This is a genomic window from Micromonospora sp. M42 (assembly GCF_000568915.1).
Classification (GTDB): Bacteria; Actinomycetota; Actinomycetes; order Mycobacteriales; family Micromonosporaceae; genus Micromonospora; species Micromonospora chalcea.
The window spans coordinates 3799210-3820852 of the sequence record NZ_KK037233.1 but is presented as its reverse complement, the minus strand read 5'-3'; the positions used below and the strand labels follow the sequence as shown (position 1 = coordinate 3820852).

The 21643-nt window shown below is 73.4% G+C and carries 24 protein-coding genes, 1 pseudogene and 1 riboswitch; of the genes and pseudogenes, 13 read left to right on the top strand and 12 right to left on the bottom strand.

Features of this window, described 5'->3' with window-relative positions; genetic code table 11:
* Positions 1-180 precede the first annotated feature (180 nt).
* The gene (locus MCBG_RS35250) at positions 181-717 is read right to left on the bottom strand and encodes an EsaB/YukD family protein (protein WP_369799365.1); all 537 of its coding nucleotides are present in this window, start codon (positions 715-717) and stop codon (positions 181-183) included.
* A gap of 233 nt (positions 718-950) precedes the next feature.
* Between MCBG_RS35250 and MCBG_RS17405 the strand changes: the two genes are divergently transcribed.
* The 7 genes from MCBG_RS17405 to MCBG_RS17375 all read left to right on the top strand — a co-directional run bounded on the left by MCBG_RS17405 (position 951) and on the right by MCBG_RS17375 (position 7583).
* The gene (locus tag MCBG_RS17405; RefSeq protein ID WP_043327087.1) at positions 951-4916 is read left to right on the top strand and encodes a type VII secretion protein EccC; all 3966 of its coding nucleotides are present in this window, start codon (positions 951-953) and stop codon (positions 4914-4916) included.
* A gap of 73 nt (positions 4917-4989) precedes the next feature.
* Entirely contained in the window at positions 4990-5400 is a 411-nt protein-coding gene (locus MCBG_RS17400; RefSeq protein ID WP_043327085.1) for a YbaB/EbfC family nucleoid-associated protein, read from the top strand.
* Positions 5401-5416: 16 nt separating this feature from the next.
* Positions 5417-5710 (top strand): hypothetical protein, encoded by a 294-nt coding sequence (locus MCBG_RS17395; RefSeq protein WP_043327083.1) that lies wholly within the window; start codon positions 5417-5419, stop codon positions 5708-5710.
* A 31-nt stretch (positions 5711-5741) separates the two neighbouring features.
* The gene (locus MCBG_RS17390; RefSeq protein WP_043327081.1) at positions 5742-6470 is read left to right on the top strand and encodes a hypothetical protein; all 729 of its coding nucleotides are present in this window, start codon (positions 5742-5744) and stop codon (positions 6468-6470) included.
* 12 nt (positions 6471-6482) lie between these two features.
* The gene (locus MCBG_RS17385; protein ID WP_043327079.1) at positions 6483-6752 is read left to right on the top strand and encodes a hypothetical protein; all 270 of its coding nucleotides are present in this window, start codon (positions 6483-6485) and stop codon (positions 6750-6752) included.
* Positions 6753-6964: 212 nt separating this feature from the next.
* Positions 6965-7273 carry a WXG100 family type VII secretion target gene (locus MCBG_RS17380; RefSeq protein ID WP_043327078.1) on the top strand — a complete coding sequence of 103 codons (309 nt, stop codon included), beginning with the start codon at positions 6965-6967 and terminating at the stop codon, positions 7271-7273.
* Between the two features lie 28 nt (positions 7274-7301).
* Positions 7302-7583, top strand: coding sequence for a WXG100 family type VII secretion target (locus tag MCBG_RS17375; RefSeq protein ID WP_043327076.1), 282 nt, complete (start codon positions 7302-7304; stop codon positions 7581-7583).
* A 112-nt stretch (positions 7584-7695) separates the two neighbouring features.
* Here MCBG_RS17375 and mycP read toward each other — a convergent pair whose 3' ends face one another.
* A complete protein-coding gene (gene mycP / locus MCBG_RS17370; protein WP_223201255.1) occupies positions 7696-8934 on the bottom strand; it encodes a type VII secretion-associated serine protease mycosin in 1239 nt (412 codons plus the stop codon).
* A 56-nt stretch (positions 8935-8990) separates the two neighbouring features.
* Positions 8991-9332 (bottom strand): helix-turn-helix transcriptional regulator, encoded by a 342-nt coding sequence (locus MCBG_RS17365; protein ID WP_043327074.1) that lies wholly within the window; start codon positions 9330-9332, stop codon positions 8991-8993.
* Positions 9333-9491: 159 nt separating this feature from the next.
* Here MCBG_RS17365 and MCBG_RS17360 point away from each other — a divergent pair, with 159 nt between their 5' ends.
* Positions 9492-10151: a carbonic anhydrase gene (locus MCBG_RS17360; protein WP_043327072.1), complete on the top strand. Its 660-nt coding sequence runs from the start codon at positions 9492-9494 to the stop codon at positions 10149-10151.
* A gap of 61 nt (positions 10152-10212) precedes the next feature.
* On the opposite strand, the gene MCBG_RS17355 is transcribed toward MCBG_RS17360, so the two are convergent.
* From MCBG_RS17355 to MCBG_RS17340, 4 genes are all read right to left on the bottom strand, one after another.
* Positions 10213-11238: a coiled-coil domain-containing protein gene (locus MCBG_RS17355; RefSeq protein ID WP_043327069.1), complete on the bottom strand. Its 1026-nt coding sequence runs from the start codon at positions 11236-11238 to the stop codon at positions 10213-10215.
* Between the two features lie 3 nt (positions 11239-11241).
* A riboswitch (cyclic di-AMP (ydaO/yuaA leader) is annotated at positions 11242-11373 on the bottom strand.
* 154 nt (positions 11374-11527) lie between these two features.
* On the bottom strand, positions 11528-12811 hold the full coding sequence (locus MCBG_RS17350) for a YibE/F family protein (protein ID WP_043327067.1): 1284 nt from the start codon (positions 12809-12811) through the stop codon (positions 11528-11530).
* A 164-nt stretch (positions 12812-12975) separates the two neighbouring features.
* Entirely contained in the window at positions 12976-13185 is a 210-nt protein-coding gene (locus MCBG_RS17345; RefSeq protein WP_043327065.1) for an SHOCT domain-containing protein, read from the bottom strand.
* Positions 13186-13310: 125 nt separating this feature from the next.
* Positions 13311-13610 (bottom strand): metal-sensitive transcriptional regulator, encoded by a 300-nt coding sequence (locus MCBG_RS17340; protein ID WP_013283780.1) that lies wholly within the window; start codon positions 13608-13610, stop codon positions 13311-13313.
* Positions 13611-13690: 80 nt separating this feature from the next.
* Here MCBG_RS17340 and MCBG_RS17335 point away from each other — a divergent pair, with 80 nt between their 5' ends.
* The 4 genes and pseudogenes from MCBG_RS17335 (at position 13691) to MCBG_RS17320 (ending at position 17399) form a co-directional block, all read left to right on the top strand.
* Complete coding sequence (locus MCBG_RS17335) at positions 13691-13897, top strand: heavy-metal-associated domain-containing protein (protein WP_043330704.1); 207 nt, start codon at positions 13691-13693, stop codon at positions 13895-13897.
* Positions 13898-13932: 35 nt separating this feature from the next.
* Positions 13933-14889 carry a hypothetical protein gene (locus tag MCBG_RS17330; RefSeq protein WP_043327063.1) on the top strand — a complete coding sequence of 319 codons (957 nt, stop codon included), beginning with the start codon at positions 13933-13935 and terminating at the stop codon, positions 14887-14889.
* A 17-nt stretch (positions 14890-14906) separates the two neighbouring features.
* Positions 14907-17158: pseudogene (locus tag MCBG_RS17325) on the top strand (heavy metal translocating P-type ATPase).
* 67 nt (positions 17159-17225) lie between these two features.
* Entirely contained in the window at positions 17226-17399 is a 174-nt protein-coding gene (locus MCBG_RS17320) for a CsbD family protein (protein WP_043330702.1), read from the top strand.
* Between the two features lie 64 nt (positions 17400-17463).
* Here the strand turns inward: MCBG_RS17320 and MCBG_RS17315 are convergent, their stop codons facing one another.
* The 3 genes from MCBG_RS17315 to MCBG_RS17305 form a co-directional block, all read right to left on the bottom strand.
* A complete protein-coding gene (locus MCBG_RS17315; RefSeq protein ID WP_043327061.1) occupies positions 17464-18714 on the bottom strand; it encodes an RNA polymerase sigma factor in 1251 nt (416 codons plus the stop codon).
* Positions 18711-19073, bottom strand: a complete 363-nt coding sequence (locus MCBG_RS17310) for a YciI family protein (protein WP_205796229.1) — start codon at positions 19071-19073, stop codon at positions 18711-18713. Before MCBG_RS17310 ends, MCBG_RS17315 begins: the two co-directional genes overlap by 4 nt.
* A 99-nt stretch (positions 19074-19172) precedes the next feature.
* Complete coding sequence (locus MCBG_RS17305) at positions 19173-19586, bottom strand: hypothetical protein (RefSeq protein WP_043327057.1); 414 nt, start codon at positions 19584-19586, stop codon at positions 19173-19175.
* Positions 19587-19625: 39 nt separating this feature from the next.
* Here MCBG_RS17305 and MCBG_RS17300 point away from each other — a divergent pair, with 39 nt between their 5' ends.
* Complete coding sequence (locus MCBG_RS17300; RefSeq protein ID WP_223201254.1) at positions 19626-20402, top strand: DUF3152 domain-containing protein; 777 nt, start codon at positions 19626-19628, stop codon at positions 20400-20402.
* 15 nt (positions 20403-20417) lie between these two features.
* Here the strand turns inward: MCBG_RS17300 and MCBG_RS17295 are convergent, their stop codons facing one another.
* Positions 20418-20843 carry an ATP-binding protein gene (locus tag MCBG_RS17295; RefSeq protein WP_043327055.1) on the bottom strand — a complete coding sequence of 142 codons (426 nt, stop codon included), beginning with the start codon at positions 20841-20843 and terminating at the stop codon, positions 20418-20420.
* A 38-nt stretch (positions 20844-20881) separates the two neighbouring features.
* The gene (locus tag MCBG_RS17290) at positions 20882-21637 is read right to left on the bottom strand and encodes an SAM-dependent methyltransferase (RefSeq protein ID WP_043327053.1); all 756 of its coding nucleotides are present in this window, start codon (positions 21635-21637) and stop codon (positions 20882-20884) included.
* Positions 21638-21643 lie beyond the last annotated feature (6 nt).

Genomic DNA, 21643 nt, shown 5'->3' with positions numbered 1-21643 from the left:
CAGAACCTCATGCTCCAGGCCCGCGCCACGCTCGACCTGGCCGACGCGATCGACGCCGAGCTGTCCCGCGACGGCGAGCAGTCGGCCCGGCTGATGGCCGGCGCGGCGATCGCGCCGAACACCACCACGGCGGTGCCGGCGAGCAGGACGTGCGGGGCGGCCAGTTCGCCGAGCGTCCGCTCACCGGTGAGCACCAGCAGGCCGCCGACGCCCGCGTAGCCGATCCCGACCAGGGCCAGCACCGCGCCGGTGCGACTGTCTCCGGCCGCCCGGGACAGCACCGCGGCGCCGACCAGCAGCGCCACCGCGACCACGAAGGCGGCCGCCGCGCCGGGCAGGTGCGGCGGGCCGGTGAACAGCGCCGCCACCGCGCCGCCGGCAAGCGCGGAGGCGGCCAGGAGGACCGCGAACGCCCGCGTGGTGCCCACCTGCCAGGCGCCCGCCCCGCTGGGTGGTGGAGGTGGCGACCGCGTCCACCACGTCGTCGAAGACGATCTCCGGGGCGGTCGCGGCACGGGGGTTGAAGTAGAGCACCTCGCCGTCGCGGACCCCGAGCTGCGCGGCGGTACGGCCACCGTCGAGCGGCTGGCCGCCGAGCCGGGACAGGGCCCAGCCGCCGTGCCGCACACCCTCGTCGGCCAGGTCCTCGCCCGCGTAGCGCAGCAGCGTGGGCAGCAGGTCGGCGAGCGGCACGTCGGACGGCAGCGCCAGATCCATCCTGGTACGTGGCGCCACGATGGTGATCCGGCTCAGCCCACCGGTCGCCGTCTTCGTCGCCACAGTGGCCTCCTCGTTGCTCGCAAACGATCCGCTCGGCCCACGGCGTCGCCCCCACGGGTCCACGACGCCTCCGGGAGATTACCTACGATGGCGGTCGCACAGGTTGCCCACCCGACGCTCACCGGCGGTGGCAGACCACGATCAGGGCCGCTTCTGGGGAGGGGAGAGCCGTGAGTACGGTGGTGTTCCGCCGGCTTCCGCGTCAACAGGGGCCCGCGCTGCCGCGCGGCGAGGTGCTGCTGGAGTCCCCGCCCGAGCTGCCGGAGCCGAAGGCCAAGGGCATGGGGCAGGTGCTGATGATCCTGCCGATGCTCTGCGGCGTCGGCGCGATGGCCTTCCTCTACGCCGGCCGCGGCGGCGGCATGATGACGTACGTCGCGGGTGGCCTGTTCGGTGTGTCCATGTTGGGCATGGCGATCGGCACGCTCGGCAACGGCGGCAACGACAAGGCCGAGCTGAACGCGCAGCGGCGCGACTACATGCGTTACCTGGCGCAGATGCGCAAGCGCACCCGCCGGGCCGCCGAGCAGCAGCGCGCCGCGATGACCTGGCGGCACCCGGAGCCGGACGCGCTCTGGTCGATCGCCGCCTCCCGCCGGCTGTGGGAGCGGCGGATCACCGAGGACGACTTCGGCGAGGTGCGGATCGCGCTCGGCCCGCAGCGGCTGGCGGTGGAGATCGTGCCGCCGGAGACCAAGCCGGTGGAGGACCTGGAGCCGATGAGCGCGATCGCGCTGCGCCGGTTCGTCCGGGCCCACTCCAGCGTGCCGGATCTGCCGACCGCGTTGTCGCTGCGCGCGTTCAGCCGGATCGCGTTGCGCGGCGACCGGGAGCCGGTGCTCGACCTGGCCCGGGCCGCGCTGGGGCAGCTCGTCACGTTCCACGCCCCGGAGGACCTGCTGGTCGTCGTCGTGGCCGCGCCGGACCGGCAACCGGTCTGGGACTGGGTGAAGTGGCTGCCGCACGCCCAGCACCCGGGGCGTACCGACGCGGCGGGCGCGCGCCGGATGGTGTTCGCCGCGCTGGACGAGGCGGAGACCGCGCTGGCCCAGGAGCTGGGCGGGCGGCCCCGGTTCGCGCCGGAGGCGAAGCCGCTGACCACCGCGCCGCACGTGGTGGTGGTGCTGGACGGCGGCGAGGTCTCGGCGACCTGCGCGCTGACCGGGCCGGGCCTGCTCGGCACCACTGTGGTCGACCTGTCCGGCACGGTGCCCCGCGACGCCGGGCGCTGGCTGCTCTGCCTGGACGCCGGCGACGGCACCGGCCTGGACCTGGTCCGCGGCACCGCCACGTCCCGGCTCGGCAGCCCGGACCGGCTGTCCCTGTCCGCCGCCGAGGGGCTGGCCCGGCAGATCGCCCCGTTCCGGCTCTCCCAGCAGCAGGGCGCGAGCACCGAGGAGCCGCTGGCCCGCAGCATGGAGCTGCCCGACCTGCTCGGTGTCGGCGACGCGGCCACCGTGGACGTCCGGCAGACCTGGCGGCCGCGCAGCCACCGCGACCGGCTGCGCATCCCGCTCGGCCTGGGCCCGGACGGCAACGTGGTCGAGCTGGACTTCAAGGAGTCCGCGCACGAGGGCATGGGCCCGCACGGCCTGGTGATCGGCGCGACCGGCTCCGGCAAGAGCGAACTGCTGCGTACGGTGGTCGCCGCGCTGGCCGTGACGCACTCCTCGGAGGAGCTGAACTTCGTCCTGGTCGACTTCAAGGGCGGTGCGACGTTCGCCTCGCTGGACGCGCTGCCGCACACCAGCGCGGTGATCACCAACCTCTCGGACGAGCTGCCGCTGGTGGACCGCATGCGGGACGCGCTGGCCGGTGAGATGAACCGCCGGCAGGAGGTGCTGCGGGCGGCCGGCAACTACGTCTCCCGTTACGACTACGAGAAGGCGCGGGCGGCCGGTGAGCCGCTGGAGCCGATGCCGAGCCTGCTGATCATCTGTGACGAGTTCTCCGAGCTGCTGGCGGCCAAGCCGGACTTCATCGACCTGTTCGTGATGATCGGCCGCCTCGGCCGGTCGCTCGGCGTGCACCTGCTGCTCGCCTCGCAGCGGCTGGAGGAGGGCAAGCTGCGCGGCCTGGACACGCACCTGTCGTACCGGATCGGTCTGCGCACGTTCTCGGCGGTGGAGAGCCGGATCGTGCTCGGCGTGCCTGATGCGTACGAGCTGCCCAGCGCGCCGGGTCACGGTTACCTGAAGACCGACACCGCCACGATGCTGCGGTTCCGTGCGGCGTACGTGTCCGGCCCGTACCAGGCGCCGGGGCAGGCGCAGCGCTCCACCCGGGCGCAGGTGCAGCGGCGGATCGTCCCGTACGGCATCGACTACGTACCGGCGCCGGCGCTGCCGAGTCCGGCGGAGGCCACGCCGGAGCCGGAGCAGTCGGGCGACGGCAAGGCGGTGGCCATGCTGGACGTGCTGATCGACCAGCTCAAGGGCCGCGGCAAGCCGGCACACCAGGTCTGGCTGCCGCCGCTGGCCGAGCCGTCCGGGCTGGCCGAGCTGCTGCCGAAGCTGAGCGTGCACCCGACGTACGGCCTGACCACCGCCGACTGGCCGGGCCGCGGCCGGCTCGCCGTGCCGGTCGGCATCGTGGACCGCCCGTACGAGCAGCGCCGCGACCCGATGATGGTCGACCTGGCCGGGGCCGGCGGCAACGTGGTGATCGTCGGCGCGTCGCTGAGCGGCAAGAGCACGATGTTGCGCTCGATGCTGGCCTCGCTGGCGCTCACCCACACGCCGCGCGAGGTGCAGTTCTTCTGCCTCGACTTCGGTGGTGGCGCGCTGCGCAGCCTGGACGGGCTGCCGCACACCTCGGGCGTGGCGGGGCGGCGGGACACCGAGGCGGTCCGGCGGACGGTCGCCGAGGTGGTCGCGGTGATCGACGAGCGGGAGAACCGGTTCACCCAGCACGGCATCGACTCGGTGGCCAGCTACCGGCGCCGCCGCGCGGCCGGTGAGTTCGCCGACGACCCGTTCGGTGACGTCTTCCTCGTGGTGGACGGCTGGAACACGCTGCGCCAGGAGTACGAGGAGCTGGAGCAGACCATCACCAACCTGGCCAACCGGGGCCTCGGCTTCGGCGTCCACGTGGTGATCACGGCGGTGCGCTGGGCGGAGATCCGGATCAACATGCGGGACCTGCTCGGCACCAAGCTGGAGCTGCGGCTCGGTGACCCGTCGGAGTCGGAGATCGACCGGCGGGCCGCGCAGAACGTGCCGGTCGGCGCGCCGGGTCGCGGCCTGACCCGGGACAAGCTGCACTTCCTGACCGCGATCTCGCGGATCGACGGCAAGCGCGACATCGAGGACCTGACCGAGGCGTCGGTGGCGCTGGCCGGGCACGTCGCGGCGAACTGGCCGGGCCGTCCGGCGCCGAAGGTCCGGCTGCTGCCGCGCAAGCTGGCGGTCACCGAGCTGGCGAAGGTGGTCGACCGGTCCGTCCCGGGCATCCCGATCGGCGTCAACGAGTCGGCGCTCGCCCCGGTCTACCTGGACCTGGCGAGCGAGCCGCACCTGACCGTGTTCGGCGACGCCGAGTGCGGCAAGACGAACCTGCTGCGGCTGATCGCCCGGGGGATCGCCGAGCGGTACACCCCGGCCCAGGCGCGGCTGGTCATCGCCGACTACCGGCGCGGCCTGCTCGGCGCGGTCGAGGGGGACCACCTGCTCGACTACGCGCCGTCGAACCAGGTGTTCAGCCAGGGTCTCGGCTCGATCCGCAGCGCGTTGCAGAACCGGCTGCCCGGCCCGGACGTGACCACCGCGCAGCTGCGCGACCGGAGCTGGTGGAAGGGGCCGGACCTCTACATCCTGGTGGACGACTACGACCTGGTCGCCTCCGGCGGCAGCAATCCGCTCAGCGCGCTGCACGAGCTGCTGCCGCAGGCGCGGGACATCGGCCTGCACCTGATCGTCACGCGGCGGGTCGGTGGTGTGGCCCGGGCGCTGTACGAGCCGGTGCTGCAGCGTCTGCGTGAGCTGGACTCGCCGGGACTGCTCATGTCCGGCAGCCGGGAGGAGGGCGCGGTCTTCGGCAACCTGCGGCCGACCCCGCAGCCGCCGGGCCGGGGCACGCTGGTGCGCCGCCGCGACGGCCAGCAGCTGATCCAGACCGCCTGGACGGAACCGGTCTGACGGGACGGACGGCGGGCGTCACTTCCGGTAGCGTCGGCCCGATCGATCGTCGCGATTACGGGGAGAGCCGGAGTTGAGCAGCCCGTCGGGTATCGGTGGAGCCCTGGAGGGCCTGTTGCGGCAGGCGCAGGAGCAGCAGCGGCGGCTGGCCGAGCTCCAGCGGCAGCGTGCGGAGCTGCGGGTCACCGGGGAGAGCCCGGACGGGCTGGTGCGGGTGACCGTGGACGGCGACATGAAGGTCGGCGGCATCGAGCTGAACGCGCGGGCCATGCGGCTGGACAGCTTCTCCCTGGCCGAGTCGATGCAGGCCGCGATCGACGCCGCGTACGTGGCCTTCGAGGAGCGGCAGCGGGAGATGCTGGGCGAGATGCTCGGCGACTCCGAGACGGTCCGCCGGGCGCAGGACGGCACGCTGACCCCGGAGGACTGGTTCCGTCAGTTCGGGGTGGATCTGTCCGACCCGACCCGCAATCTGCGGCGCTGAGCGAGAGGGGACGACGATGCCGAACACCGTCGACGTCGACGCGATCCGGAAGGCGAGCCGGATGCTCGACGCCCCGGACGGGCCGATCCAGTACCTGCGCAACGTCGAGGCGCTGCTGGCCGAGGTCAAGCTGCCCGGCGGCGCACTGAGCTGGTTCGGCACCGGGGCGGTGGAGCGGCACAACGCGGCCGTGGACGGGCACCTCGACAACGTCCGCACCGGCGCGGAGCATCTGCGCAAGGCCGCCGCGCAGCTCGAACAGAGCGCGCAGAACTGGGAGAAGTCGGATCAGCCCTGGGTGGTCAAGTGACCGGCCGGGCCCGCCAGGGGAAGGACGCCTGATGCCACCGGAGATCCTCATCGCCAACGCCTCGGGGACGGTGACCGGCTCGGTGTCGGTCGCCCAGACCACGGCGCCGGTGCGGTCGGCCGCGGCCATCGCCCGGGGCAACCTGGTCTGGATCGCCGCCTCGGCGGCGCTGATCGGCACCATCCTCTACCTGGAGTCCTTCGACAACCAGCAGGTGAACGAGTCCATCAAGAAGTGGGACGAGGCGGCCCGCCTGCTCGGCGCGGACCAGTTCGGCGCGGCGATGGCGGCGGTCCCGCCGGAGGCGTCGGAGTGGGACTTCGACGACCGGGACGCGTTCGACCAGTTCATGCGCAAGCTCGGCGCGGAGATCAACTCGCTGGCCGAGGCGTTCGCCGCCAACCGCGACACGCTCACCGCGGCCCGGGACGCGTACAACGACGCGGTGTCCGGCCTGGCGCAGGCGCTCATGCCGATCCTGGTCGCGGTGATCGCCTCGATCGCGCTCCAGTTCTTCCCCGCGACCACCGCGCTGGCCCAGGCCATCGGCATCGCCGGCCTGGCCGCCACCGCCGCGATCCTGGTCCTGGTCTTCGGCGAGATCAGCGCGTTGCTGCACGCGCTGATGGCCGCGTTCCACACAGACAGCCGGTTCACGTTCACCGCGGACTCCCGGCCCGGCTGGGCGCCCGCCGGCTCCGACCCGGACATCAAGGACATCAAGATCGACTGGGTTCGGGACTCCGCGTTCTACAGGTGACGGGAGCGGGGCATGGACACTCTGATCTTCGTACTGTTCCTGTACGTCCTGCTGACCATTCCGGTCTTCGTGCTCCTGATGCTGTTCGCCGTGCTGACCCGCTCGGCGCGGCTGCGGCGGGCCGCCGAGGTGGTCTCGCTGAGCGCCTGCGCGGCGCTGCTGGTGCTGACGTTCGAGCGCGCGTTCGAGAAGCCGCTGCTGTGGATCGTGGTGGTACTGCTGGTCGCGGTGCTGGCCTTCGGTGTGTCGACGATCGTCAAAGCCGCACGTGAGCGGCCCTGACCTCGGGACGGACCGTCCAACTCGTACGGACAGCGCCGGATCGCCTTGCCGATTCCGGGCTGTCGGAGTACGTCGATGGGCCGGCAGGGCTGCGCGGGTTGGACATCGTCCGCTACGGTTCGGATGAAGTGTCCGTCGGTGGGGTGTGTTCGCCTTGCCGCGGGGGAGGGCGCGGCGGAACCGCCGCCACAAAAGACGGAAGGGTGTGAAGCATGGCGTTCGAGGTCAGTGCAGCGACTCTGCACACCGCCGCGAGTGACGTGCGGTCCACGCGCAGCGAGGTTGACGGTGAGCTCAAGAAGCTGTGGAACGTGGTCGACGACCTCGCGATGGCCTGGAAGGGCCAGGCGTCCACGGGCTTCCAGAGCCTGATGACTCGCTGGACCGAGGACACGAACAAGCTGCTGACCGCGATGGACAACATCGCGGACCTGCTCGACAAGTCGGGCACCACGCACCAGGTCAACGACGAAGAGCAGCAGCAGATGCTGGACAAGTTCCACGCTGCTCTCAACCCGTGATCCGCGAAGACAGGCAGAGGAGGAATCGATGAGCATCAAGGTTGACTACGCTGTTCTGGAGAGCAGCAACCAGCAGATGCAGGCCATCTCGCGGATCATCGACGAGAAGCTGGACACGCTGCGGGCGATGCTGACCAAGCTCGAGTGGGAGGGCCAGGACCGGGCCGCCTACCAGCAGCACCAGGCCCAGTGGGACGCCGCCGTGCGGGACATCAACAAGGTCCTGAACGAGATCGGCGGCGCGGTGGGCATCGCGCGGGAGAACTACATGACCACGGAGATGAGCAACTCCAAGGTCTGGGGCAGCTGACCCCCGACCGGTCCACGACGGCTCCGCTCCGGCTCGTGCCGGGCGGAGCCGTCGTGTATTCCGGCCCTGTCTCGTGTATTTCCGGCCCGGCCGTGCGGCGCGAGGAGGCCGGTCAGGCGTCCTGCGGGACGTCCCGCCGGCCGGGGCGCCATCCGCGTCGCCGGCCGCGGGCCAGGATCGGCCGCAGCGTCAGCAGGACCCCGGCGAGCAGCCCGCCGACGACGGCGACCCAGATCGCGACGGTGCGCTGCCAGGCCAGCGGATCGGTGGGCGGCGCCGGCGGCGGCATGGCGCCCAGCGGCGGGTCCGTGCGGGTGCCGAGCAGGCTGGTCACCGCCCGGTAGGGGTTGACCATCCCGTAGCCGACGTCGGCGTTGTGCCCGTCGGGTGGGTTGTCGGCGGTGCGGGTCAGCCGGTAGGCGACCTCGTCGGCGCTGATGTCGGGGTGCGCGGCCCGCACCAGCGCGGCGACACCGGAGACGTACGCGGTGGCGAAGCTCGTGCCGCCCTGCGGCTCGGCCCGGTAGCCGGACCCCTGCGGCGCGGGCCCGAGGATGTTCAGCCCGGGGCCGGCGATGTCCACATAGTCCCCGCTGACCGAGCTGCCGACGTGGCCGCCCTGCTCGTCCACACCGGCGACGGCGATGACCCCCGGGTACGCCGCCGGATAGGCCGGCCGGTCCTCCCGGTTCTCCTGCCGGTTGCCGGCGGAGGCGACGACCACCACGTCCTTGCCGAGCGCGTACTGCACCGCCGATTTCAGCTGCGGGTCGTCGAGCGTGACCAGGGACAGGTTGATCACGTCGGCGTCGTTGTCGACCGCCCAGCGGATCGCCTTGCCGATCTCGCCCGGCACGTCCGGGTCGAAGTTCTCCTTGTTCTCGGCCAGTACGCGCAGCGGCAGGATGCGGGCCTCCGGCGCGATGCCGGTGTACGGCGAGCCGGTGCCCTCCCGCCCGGCGATGATGCCGGCCACCATGGTGCCGTGCCCGACCAGGTCACACTGGCCCTGAAGCCGGACGAGCTGGTTGAAGTCCTCGCCGGGGAGCACCCGCCCGCGCAGCAGGGGATGCGACGGTGAGACCCCGGAGTCGATCACGGCGACGGTGATCCCCGCGCCCTTGCCGACCCGCCAGGCGGAGGCCGGGTCGAGGCGGCTCAGCGCCCACGGCGTTTCGGTGGGCGCAGGGCCGCCGGTCGGCCCGCACTTCGGGGCGGCCACGGCGGGCGCGGGCACCGCCAGCGCGCCGCCGAGCAGAGCGGCTGCCGCCGCTGCCGAGAGGACGGTCCGGATCGGGTGTCCGGCCCGGGCGCGCCTCTTTGTCGCGCCCGGCCGCAAGCTGTCGCGCACGCGGTGAGATTACCGTCGCGCCGGCCCGCGCGGGCGCACGCGGTCGCGGGAACCGGTCACCGGTCGGCGGTGACGTCCCCGGCCGGCTCGGCGGCGAAGAGGGCCAGCAGGGCGCCGACCTGCTGGTCGGCCTCCGCCGGGTGCCGGAAGCGTCCCTTCGGGTTGATCGTGTACTCGTTGCGCCGCCCCACGCGGGTGCGCCGCAGGTATCCCCCGGCTTCCAGGTCGGCGACGATGGCCTGGGCCGCCCGCTCGGTGACGCCCACCTCGTCGGCCACGTCCCGCAGCCGCGCCGTGGGGTTGCGCGCGATCGCCAGCAGCACATGTCCGTGATTGGTGAGGAAGGTCCAGTTGCGGCGGCTCCCGTCCTCACCTGGTGTCGTCGCCATGGTGGCCATGCTATGGCCATCGACGCTGCCGACCCGAATCGGACGCGGGCCGGCACGGGAAAGTATGAAATGCGTATCACGAATCTTGACGTGCCCCTGACGCCGTGTGACCGTGAAGTCGCGAGGCCGTCCGGCCTGGTCGTTCCGCAGGTAGACGAGGTGAGGCAGATGACGCCGAGAAGCCCGGAGCAGGCGCTCGCCGAGCTGCGTGCCGGCAACCACCGGTTCGTCACCGGTGTGCCGCAGCATCCGAATCAGGACGCCGGGCACCGGGCGGCGGTGGCCGACGGCCAGCACCCCTTCGCGGTGATCGTCGGCTGCTCCGACTCGCGGCTCGCCGCGGAGATCATCTTCGATCGGGGTCTCGGTGACCTCTTCGTGGTGCGTACCGCCGGGCACACCGCCGGGCCCGAGGTGCTCGGCAGCGTCGAGTACGCGGTCACCGTGCTGGGCACGCCGCTCGTGGTGGTGCTCGGGCACGACTCCTGCGGCGCGGTCCAGGCCGCCCGGGAGGGGGTCCGGACCGGCGCCGCTCCGGCCGGGCACCTGGGAGCGGTGGTGGACGCGGTCTCGCCCAGCCTGCTGCGCGCCGCCCGGCAGGGCATCGACGACCTCGACGGCATCATCGACGTCCACATCGCGCAGACCGTGGAGACGCTGCTGGCCCGGTCCTCCGTGCTGGCCGAGCGGGTCGCGGCGGGCCGGTGCACGGTGGCGGGGATGTCGTACCGGCTCTCCGGCGGCGAGGTGCGGACAGTGGCGCAGGTCCCGGCGTCACTGCCCGCTCCCTCGTCGCCGGCGGACGCGGACGCGGCGCTGGCCGGCTGACCGGAGCGCCGGACGACGAAGGGGCCGCCCACGGGGGCGGCCCCTTCTTGCTGCGTCCAGGTCAGAGCATCGACATGTGGACGTGGTCGGTGTGGTTCGACGGCCCGCTGTACGACCTCCAGCCGGTGGCCGGGAACCAGATCTGCCGGTTCCAGATCACGTAGTAGATGCCCAGCCGGTCGGCGTTGCGGATGAGGAAGGCGGCCACGTCGTTGCCGTACTTGCGGGTGTCGTTGTTGTGCCAGGGTGAGAAGCCGCTGTTCTGCAGCGACCAGTCGCACGCCTTGCCCTTGGGGTGCTCCCACGGCCCGCCCGGCCGGTAACAGCCCACGAAGCGCGTGTAGCCGGCGCGCCGGACCTCCTTGTAGGCGTGCAGCGTCCGCGGCGTGATGCAGCCCGAGGTGGTCGGGTCGTTCTCGCTGCACGACTCGGCCTTCCAGCCGCCGTCGGCGGTGCGGCCGGGGCCGATCTTGGCGACCGGTGAGGTGGCGTCGACCAGGCCGCCGGTGAAGCCGAGGCCGCCGACGAGCTTGAGGGCGCGTTCGGCCTGCACCTTCTCGCGCTCCATCGCGTTCTTCTGCTTCTCCTGCTCGCGCACCTCGGCGTCGAGCGCGATCTTGGCCGTCTCGGCGCGGTTCTTGACCGCGTTGATGGCGGCCAGGCGCTGCGCGTTGAGGAGGTTCAGCTCGTCCAGGGCGTTGACGCGGCGGACGAACGAGTCGGGCGAGTTGCTCTCCAGCAGCATCGCCATCGCGCCCATCCGGCCGGTCCGGTAGGACTGGGCGGCGAGCTGGTTGACCTGCGGGCTGAGCGCCTCGAGTTCGGCCTGTGCCGCCTGTACCTCGGCGGCCAGCCGCCGCTGGCGGTCCTGCGACTTGGCCAGCTTCGCCTTCGCCTGGAGGAAGTTCCGGTTGGCGCTGTCGATCGCCTCGGTGATGAGCGGTGGTTCGCCGTCCTCCTCGTGCCCGGACGGCTTCGGGGCCGCCGCGGCGGGGGCCGCCGTCGCCGAGTTCGGCCCGGCCAGCACTGCCAGCGAGGCCAGCACGGCCACCAGGGGTGTCAGCCAGCGGCGCAGGGGTGGCGTCACAGTGTTCCCTTCCGTCGGCCGCCGACCGGGTTAGCTGACGGGTTCGGGACGGAAGTGGCCCCTACCGCTCGCGCGGATTCACCCCATGTACCTGGTTCCCCGGCTCGCCCGCAGGCGATTGGGCGGCGGCACCGCTGGCGCCGGTGCGCGCCTTCGGCGGTGACCGGCAGCGAGGTTACCCGACAGCACTCCTGCGGATCTACGTCCGGAAGCCGACCAATAGCGAGATTTCGCCGTGGCGCACCGTGACCAGCGTCGCGTTTGAAATCGATGGTCACCGTGCGGAGTGTCACCATGTCGCCTCCGTACTTTTTCCGCCGCCGAGCGCCTCCAGCGCGTCGTCGCGTCCGGTCGGCGGACGGGGCGGCGGGGGCACGGGCGACGCCGGCTCCGGACCGGGCGCGCGCCGTCCGGCGGTGGTCACGATCGCGGCCAGTGCGGTCGTCAGCGGTACGGCGGCGATCAGGCCGAGCGTGGCCACCGCGCTGCGGACGATCTCCTGGGCGAGGAACTCGCTGGTGAGGATCTGGCTCACCGGGCGGGAGTCGGCGACCAGCAGGAGCAGCAGTGGCAGCGACGCGCCCGCGTACGCCAGCACGATGGTGTTGACGGTGGACGCGATGTGGGCCCGGCCGACGCGGGTCGCCGCCCGGTAGAGCTGCCGCCGGGACAGCCCCGGGTTGGCGTGCGCGAGTTCGGTGACGGTGGCCGCCTGGGTGACGGTGACGTCGTCCAGCACGCCCAGCGAGCCGATGATGATGCCCGCCAGCAGCAGCCCGTGCAGGTCCACGTCGCCCTGGAACATGGACAGCGTGGTGGCGTCCTCGCTGCCGAAGCCGGTCAGATGGGTGGCGGACGTGGCGAGCAGGCCGAGCACGCCGGTGATCACCAGGCTGCCGAGCGTGCCGAGCACCGCCACCGACGTCTGCGCGGTGATCCCGTGCGTCAGATAGAGCACCACGAACATGATCAACGCGGCGCCCACGATCGCCACCAGCAGCGGCGGCTGGCCGCCACCGATGCCGGGCAGCACGAAGCCGAGCAGGATGGCGAAGCTGGCCGCCAAGCCGCCGAGCGCGGCGAGCCCGCGCCAGCGGCCGAACGCCACGATCGCGGCGGCGAAGAGCACAAGCAGCCAGATCAGCGGTGTGCCGCGCTGGTGCTCGGCGATGTTGTAGGACTTCATCGAAGGGTCGGCCGGGTCGATCAGCTCGACCAGGACGATCTTGTCGCCGACCTCGACCCGGGGCGCGCCCGGTCCGGCCGGGAGCGGCGTCTCGACCTGCCGTCCCGCGTCCGGGCCCTGCTCGGCGGCGACGGTCGCGGTGCCGCAGGGGCCGCCCGCGCCCTCCGGGGCCTCCGGCGTCGGCGGGCAGGGTTCGGTGACCACCCGGGTCACGGTGCCGTGGTAGCGGGGGACGTCCGCGCCGCCGACCGGCTCCCGGTCCTGCCGGGGCCAGAGCACCAGCGCGGCGATCACGGTGAGCGCGAACAGCGGCACCACCACGGCGACGAGCAGCCGCCGTACGCCCGGTGGCGTGGGCGGTGCGGGGCGGGTGTGGTCGGCACCCAAGGCGTCTCTCCCAACGGTCGCGGCGACGCCTGGTCCGCCGGACCGGTCTGGTCACCGGGCCGGCGCGGACGTGTCGACCACGTCCGGGTCGTCGCCCCGACATGGTAGGCAGCCCGGCTGGGTGCTCCCGGACACCGTGACCGGTGACGCGCGCCCCGCGCGGGTCAGGCCAGTCCGGCCCGGCGTCGCCGGTACTCGTCCTCGTCGATCTCGCCGCGGGCGTACCGCTCGTCGAGGATGCGCCGGGCCGCCGTCGGCCCGGACCGCTGCGGGCCGGTCCACCGCACGGCCAGCCAGAGGAGCCCTGCCAGCACCGCCAGCACCGCCAGGGACCAGATCCACATCCAGCCCATCATCGGGCTCTGCCACATCATCGGGCCGCCCTCCGTCCGTCACCGCGGGTCCGCCGGGGCCGGCCTGCCCGCCACTTCGACGGTACGGCCGCACGGGCGCGTCGGCGCGGGTCGATGTGCCCTGCTCGGAGGGGCGGAGGTCCCGTTCAGCCGCGCTTCATCAGGCGGCCGACGGCGGCCATCATCTCGGTCGCCATCTCGTCGGCCCGGCCCTCGGCGGCGCCCTCGTGCATGCAGTGCCGCGCGTGCCCGTCGAGCAGGCCGAGGCCGACCTTGTCCAGCGCCGCCTGGATGGCCGAGATCTGGGTCAGCACGTCGATGCAGTAACGGTCGTCCTCGACCATCTTCTCGATGCCACGGACCTGACCCTCGATCCGGCGGAGCCGGGCGAGGAGCTGGTCCTTGCTGGCGGTGTAGCCCCGGGTCGGGCTGGACGGAGCGGTCATGAGAACGAGGATAGCGTACCCCTCGGGGGTATGCTAACGTTCCGGCTGTACCCCCAGGGGGTATGAGATCGGAGGGCGACATGGAGAGCACCTACCAGGTGAGCGGTATGACCTGCGGCCACTGCGTCAACTCGGTGAGCACCGAGCTGAGCGCGCTTCCGGGCGTCACCGGCGTCCAGGTCGACCTGGCCACCGGCCGGGTCACCGTCACCAGTCAGAACCCGCTGGACACGGACACCGTCCGCGCGGCGGTCGACGAGGCCGGCTACGACCTCGTCGGTGCGTGACGGGTCCACGGGACCCGCAGAACCGAGGAGAAACCATGAACACGGCGACGAAGCTCAGCGGCTTCGCGCTCGGCCTCGTGGCGGTCTTCGGCGCGGCGTACGGGATCGGCAACCTGGCCGATCCCGTCGCCCCGGCCGCCGAGACCCGCCACGACGACAGCGGCAGCGACCACGGGACCGGCGACACCGGTCACGGTGACGAGAACGGCGCCGACGCGCACCTGCCCGGCGGGCTGCTCGTCTCCGAAGGCGGCTACACGCTCCAGCCCGCCACCGCGCCGGCCGGGCAGTTCGCCTTCCGGATCACCGGCCCGGACGGCACGCCGGTCACCCGCTTCGAGGTGGCCCACGACAAGCGCATGCACCTGATCGTCGCGCGCCGGGACCTGTCCGGCTTCCGGCACGTCCACCCGGAGATGGCCGGCGACGGCACCTGGCGGGTCGCCTCCCCGCTCGACGGCCCCGGGGTGTGGCGGGCGTTCGCCGACTTCACGCCCGAAGGCGGCGAGCCGTTGACCCTCGGCCTGGACGTCACGGTCCCCGGCGAGCTGGCCGCCCGGCCGCTGCCGGCGCCGGTGACCAGCACCACCGTCGACGGCTACACAGTCACGCTGACCGGCACGCCGGAGCCGGGCCGGACCAGCCGGCTCACGCTCTCCGTCAGCCGCGACGGGAGACCGGTCACCGACCTTCAGCCCTACCTCGGCGCGTACGGGCACCTGGTGGCGCTGCGGCAGGGCGACCTGGCGTACCTGCACGTGCACCCGGAGGGCACACCCGGCGACGGGCGCACCCCCGCCGGTCCGGCGATCACGTTCGCCGCCGAGGTGCCCTCGGCCGGGGCGTACCGTCTCTACCTGGACTTCCGGCACGGCGACGCGGTGCACACCGCCGAATTCACCGTCCTGGCCGGCGACCCGACCGCGCCGGTATCCACCACCGCACCGACCCCGGACGCCGGACACGGCACGCCGGGGCACGGGCACAGTTGAGCGCCGGAGGTGCCGCGATGACTGCCACGGGAAAGACGCTGCCCACCGCGCCGAACCTGATCGAACTGGCGATCGGCGGGATGACCTGCGCGTCCTGTGCCGCCCGGATCGAGAAGAAGCTCAACCGGATGGACGGCGTCGAGGCGACAGTGAACTACGCCACCGAGAAGGCCACCGTCCGGTACGCCGACGACATCGCGCCGGCCGACCTGATCGCCACCGTCGAGAAGACCGGTTACACCGCCGTGGTGCCGCCCCCGCCCGAGCAGGCGGCCGCAGCGGCCGGGGAGCCGGCGGACGAGCTGCGCGTCGCGCGTACCCGGCTCTGGGTCTCCGCCGTGCTCACGCTGCCGGTGATCGTGCTCGCCATGGTCCCGGCCTGGCAGTTCGACTACTGGCAGTGGGCCTCGCTCACGCTGGCCGCCCCCGTGGTGGTCTGGGGCGGGCTGCCGTTCCACCGCGCCGCGCTGGTCAACCTGCGGCACGGCGCGGCGACCATGGACACGCTCGTCTCGCTGGGCACGCTCGCCGCGTTCGGCTGGTCGCTCTGGGCGCTGTTCCTCGGCGACGCCGGCATGCCCGGGATGAAGCACCCGTTCAGCCTCGACATCACCCGGGGCGACGGCGCCGGCAACATCTACCTGGAGGCCGCCGCCGGGGTGACGGTGTTCATCCTGGCCGGGCGGTACTTCGAGGCCCGCTCCAAGCGCACCGCCGGGGCGGCGCTGCGCGCCCTGCTCGAACTCGGGGCCAAGGACGTCGCGGTGCTGCGCGGCGGCCAGGAGGTCCGGGTCCCGGTCGACCGGCTCGCGGTCGGCGACCGGTTCGTGGTCCGGCCCGGCGAGAAGATCGCCACCGACGGCGTGGTCGAGGAGGGCACCTCGGCCGTCGACGCCAGCATGCTCACCGGCGAGTCGGTGCCGGTCGAGGTGGGGACGGGCGACACCGTGACCGGCGCGACCGTGAACGCCGGTGGCCGGCTGGTCGTCCGGGCCACCCGGGTCGGCGGCGACCCCAGCTCGCCCAGATGGCACGGCTCGTGGAGCAGGCGCAGACCGGCAAGGCGGCGGTGCAGCGGCTCGCCGACCGGATCTCCGGCGTCTTCGTGCCGATCGTGATCGCGCTGGCCGCCGGCACGCTCGGCTGGTGGCTCGGCACCGGCTCCGGTGCGACCGCCGCGTTCACCGCCGCGGTGGCCGTGCTGATCATCGCCTGCCCGTGCGCGCTCGGCCTGGCCACGCCGACCGCGCTGCTCGTCGGCACCGGACGCGGCGCGCAGCTCGGGGTGCTGATCAAGGGGCCGGAGATGCTGGAGTCCACCCGCCGGGTCGACACCGTGGTGCTGGACAAGACCGGCACCGTCACCACCGGCCGGATGGCGCTGGCCGAGGTGCTGCCCGCCGACGGCGAGGACGCCGACGAACTGCTCCGGGTGGCCGGCGCGCTGGAGGCCGCCTCCGAGCACCCGATCGCGCGGGCCGTCGCCGAGGCCGCGGCCGAAGCCGGACCGTTGCCGCCGGTCGGCGGGTTCGCCAACGCCGAAGGGCTGGGCGTGACCGGCACCGTGGACGGCCGGACCGTGGTGGTCGGCCGGGCACGGCTGCTGCGCGAGCGGGGTCTCGACGTACCCGAGGAGATCGCGCGGGCCGCGACCGGCGCGGAGGCCGCCGGCCGGACGGCGATCCTGGCCGGCTGGGACGGGCGGGCCCGGGGCGTGCTCGCGGTGGCCGACGCGGTGAAGCCGACCAGCCGGACGGCCGTCGCGCGGCTGCGCGAACTGGGGCTCACCCCGGTGCTGCTCACCGGCGACAACGCCACGGTGGCGAAGGCGGTGGCCGCCGAGGTCGGCATCGACGAGGTGATCGCGGAGGTGCTGCCCGCCGAGAAGGTCGCGGTGGTCGAGCGGCTGCAGGGCGAGGGCCGGGTGGTCGCGATGGTCGGCGACGGGGTCAACGACGCCGCCGCGCTGGCCCGGGCCGACCTCGGGCTGGCCATGGGCACCGGCACCGACGCGGCCATCGAGGCCGCCGACCTGACGCTGGTCCGGGGTGACCTGACCGCCGCCGCGGACGCCATCCGGCTCTCCCGGCGCACGCTGGCGATCATCAAGGGAAACCTGTTCTGGGCGTTCGCCTACAACGTCGCGGCGCTGCCGCTGGCGGCCGCCGGGCTGCTCAACCCGATGCTCGCCGGGGCGGCGATGGCCTTCTCGTCGGTCTTCGTGGTGGGCAACAGCCTGCGGCTGCGGCGCTTCCGCCCGATCGGGTGAGGGGATTGGGCGGGCGGTCGACGGGGTAACCAGTTGTCGTCAGGCAATCGCATCAGTGGAGGTCATCATGGGTCTCGACGACAAGATCGACAACACGTCGCAGGACGTCTCCGGCAAGGTCAAGGAGGGCGTCGGCCGCGCCACGGACAACGAGCGCCTGGAGGCCGAGGGCCGCAACGACCAGGCCGGCGCCAAGCTCAAGCAGGCCGCCGAGAAGATCAAGGACGCCTTCAAGAGCTGACGTACGCGACGCACACCCACCGGGTCGGCCCACGGGCCGGCCCGGCGTGCTGTCCGGGCGCGGATCAGCGCGGCCCGTCACCGGCCAGGCGGGCGGCGCGGGCCTGCAGGTACCGCCGTTCCGGCAGGCTCGTGGTGGCCCGGGCGGCGGCCAGGTACGCGGCCCGCGCGTCCGCCCGGTCCCCGGCCAGGTCGAGCAGATGCGCGCGGACAGCGGTGAGCCGGTGGTGGCCGGCGGTCCGGCCGTCGGCGTCGAGCGGCTCCAGCAGCGCGAGCCCGGCGCGCGGGCCGTCCACCATGGCCACCGCGACCGCCTGGTTCAGCGTGACCATCGGGTTCGGCGCGAGGTGGGCCAGCACCCGGTAGAGCGAGACGATCTGCGGCCAGTCGGTGGTCCCGGCGGTGGGCGCCTCCGCGTGCACCGCCGCGATGGCCGCCTGCACCTGGTACGGGCCCGGCGACGACCAGGTCAGCGCCTCGGTCACCAGCGCCACCCCCTCCTCGATCGCAGCCCGGTCCCATCGGCTGCGGTCCTGCTCGGCCAGCGGCACCAGCTCGCCGTCCGGCCCGGTACGCGCCGCCCGGTGCGCGTCGGTGAGCAGCATCAGCGCCAGCAGCCCGGCCACCTCGCCGTCGTCCGGGAGCAGCCGGCGCAGCTCGCGGGCCAGCCGGATCGCCTCGGCGGTCAGCTCCGCCCGGTGCAGCGCCTCGCCGCTCGACGCCGCGTACCCCTCGTTGAAGACCAGGTAGAGCACGCGCAGCACCGCGCCCAGCCGCTCGTCCCGGTCGGCCGGCGAGGGCAGCGTGAAACGCGCGCCGGCCGCCTCGATCCGCTGCTTCGCGCGCCGGATCCGCTGGCTCATGGCCGCCTCCGGCACCAGGTACGCGCGGGCGATCTCGGCGGTGCTCAACCCGCCCACCGCACGCAGCGTGAGCGCCACCTGCGCGCTGACCGGCAGCGCCGGATGACAGCAGAGGAACAGCAGCCTCAGCGTGTCGTCCCCGCCGGGCGGCTCCTCGTCGGCGGGCGGCGCGACAGTCGCGTACGCGGGCTGCCGGACCGCCACCGCGACCTCGCGTGCCCGGCGGGCGTGCTCACCGCGCCACTCGTCGGTGAGCCGGCGGGTGGCGACGGTGACCAGCCACGCTCGGGGATGGTCCGGCAGGCCCTGCTCCGGCCACTGCACGGCGGCAGCCAGCAGCGCCTCCTGGACCGCGTCCTCGCAGGCGTAGAACTGGCCGTGCCGGCGCACGAGCACGCCGAGGACCTGCGGCGCGAGCGTGCGCAGCAGGTCCTCGACCGCAGGTGAGGTCACATCTCCGTCCCGGCCTGCTCCATCACCGCGCGCACCTCCAGCACGCCGAAACCGTGCCGCACGTCCGGCCAGCGCGCGGCGATCTCGGCAGCCCGCTCCGGTGTCTCGCAGTCGACGGTCAGGTAGCCCGCGAACTGCTCCTTGCTCTCCACGAACGGCCCGTCGGTGATCTCGGTGCCGCCACCGGCGGCCGGACGGGCCGTACGGGCCTGCGACGGGTGCGCCAGCGCCTCACCGCCGACCAGCTCACCGGACTCGGACAGCTCCTTCATGATCTCGTCGACCTCGCCGAAGATCGCGTTGCGTTCCGCCTCGGACAGCTCCTCCACGAAGCCGGGCCGGTTCCAGATCAGCAGCATGTACTTCACCGTGCACTCCTCGGGTTCGGGCCACCGTCGGTGGCGCCTCGCAGACGGGTCGGAGCCGGTCCGCCCGAACCGACATCATCGGCCAGGAAGTCAGCGAGAACCGCGCACCGGGCGGCGCGCCGGGCGGCCCGGATCGAGCGAGGCGCGGTCGGCCGCGCTGGTGCCGGAGACCCAGCCCTGTTCGTCGCGCACCTGGAGCCGGTGCCGCGTGGTGCCGGGAAAGAGCTGGTCGACCCGCTCCCGGACGGCGTCCGAGCGGGCCGCGAGCACCGGCAGCAGGCGGTCGTCGTCGCTCTGTCCGGCCGCCGCCGCGCTGGCCTCCCGCAGCCGGTCGCCGATCCGCAGCGCGAACGCGTTGAGGAACGACTCGTCGTAGCCCTTGGTGCGCCGCCCGCCTGCCTGTCCGCGCTCGCGCCGGCCCGGGCCTGCCGTCCGTACTCCTGCCCGAGCGCGTGGGGGCGACGGACGGAGATCGACGTGGGCGGGTACGACCGAGGGCTGCACCGGCGACGGCGGAGGCCGCGATCACTGCGCATCCTGGCGGTGGTACTGGTCGGGGCCGCGCTCGCCGCCGGCGGATACGCCGCCCGGCACCCGGACCTGCTGGACCGCGTGGACGTGCGGCGGACCGTGCAGGCGGCGGCACCGACCCCGCCGGACGCGCGTCCCGCGCCGACGACGGTGCCGACGCCGGTCCCGGCGGCCGGGCGGGTGGTACCCGGCATCGTCTACCCGACCCGGGGCGGCGGCACCTTCCGCACCGCCGACACCGTCGGCGCGGTGGCCGGGCGCTCCGGCGAACTGCTGCGCTACCGGGTCGCCGTCGAGGACGGCATCCGCAACGTGGACGTGGAACGCTTCGCCAGTGAGGTGGCGGCGACGCTCGCCGACCGGCGGGGCTGGACCGGCGACGGCCGGTGGCGGCTGCAACGGGTGGGCCGCGACGACCGCGCCGACTTCACGGTGCTGCTCACCACGCCGGTGACCCGGGGGCGGCTCTGCGGCGACCCGAGCGACACCTACACGTCCTGCCGCAACGGCGACCGGGTGGTGATCAACGTGGCCCGCTGGGTGTACGGGGTGCCGCACGTGGCCGACCTCTCCCGCTACCGGGAGTACCTGCTCAACCACGAGGTCGGCCACCGGCTGGGCCGGGGACACGAGCTGTGCCCCCGGGCTGGCGGTCCGGCGCCGGTGATGGTGCAGCAGACGCTCGGGCTGCACGGGTGCACGCCGAACCCGTGGCCGATCGTGGGCGCCGAACCGCTCACCGGACCGCCCGGCCAGTACGACGACCCCGTCCCGGCCGGCGACCGCTGAACCGGCGGCGGGCCGTCAGCGGGAGAACGCGGCCCAGATGTTCTTGGTGGCGTCGGTGGCGTACCAGCCGACGTCGAGCGAGACCGACTGGGCCAGGAACAGTCCGCGCCCGCCCGAGTCGGTCGGGCTGATGTCGGTCAGCTCCGGCACCGAGCTGACGTCGTGGTCGGCGACGTCCAGCAGGAACCGGTCGTCGGTGGCGAGCAGCGTGACGATGGTCGGCGGCCGTCCGTGCCGCAGCGCGTTGCTGGCCAGCTCGGTGGCGACCAGCACGACCAGGTGCGGGACCTCGTCCAGGTCCTCGCCCTGCACCAGCCCGTGCCGGTTCAGCGCGTCCCGCAGCGAGGCGCGCAGACCGCGTAGATCCTCGGGACTGTCCAGCACCCATTGCTCCAGCTCAGTGGCCTCCGGCGGCGGAGGCGAGGTGCGCAACTGTCCCATGATCTGTCTTTACCCTGCGTAGCCGTTCGTTAAGCAGCTCACCGGCGCAGCAGCGCGAACACTCCCCACCCCAGGTACTCGCGCTGGAAACGGACGTATCGCAGCGGGTCCTCGGTCAGCTCCCGGCGCAGCTCCGGGGCCAGCTCGTCGTCCGGATTGGCGTCCAGCCAGCGACGCAGGTTCAGCCAGTGCGCCGCGGCGTACCGGTCCCAGCTGTCCTGGTCGGCGAGGACCATCTCGACCAGGTCCCAGCCGCACTCGCCGAAGAGCCGGACCAGACCGGGCAGGTCGCGGAACTCGTCCCGGGACCGGGCGTGCGACCCGGTGACGGCCTCCTCGTCCGGCGGGTCACGCCGCCAGTAGGGCTCCCCGACGAGCGCCATGCCGCCCGGCCGCAGCGCCCGGCCCAGCAGCTCCAGCGTGCCCGGCACCCCGTCGCCGATCCAGGTGGCGCCGACGCAGGCGGCCACGTCGACCGGCCGCTCCGGCGAGTACGCAGCCGCGTCGCCGTGCACGAAACGTACCCGGTCGGTGACGCCGAGTCCGGCGGCGCGTTCCCGGGCGGCGGCGGTGAAGGCGCTGCTGATGTCGACGCCGGTGCCGGTGATCCCGTGGTCGCGGGCCCAGGTGCAGAGCAGCTCGCCCTTCCCGCTGCACAGATCGAGCAGCTCGTCACCGGGGCGCAGCCGGATCGCGCGGCCCAGCGTGGCCAGCTTGACGTCGTCGAACGGGTTGAGGATCCGCAGGTCGCCCTCGCGGATGGTGAACTGGCGCGGCAGGTCCGGTGCTGTCATCCGGGG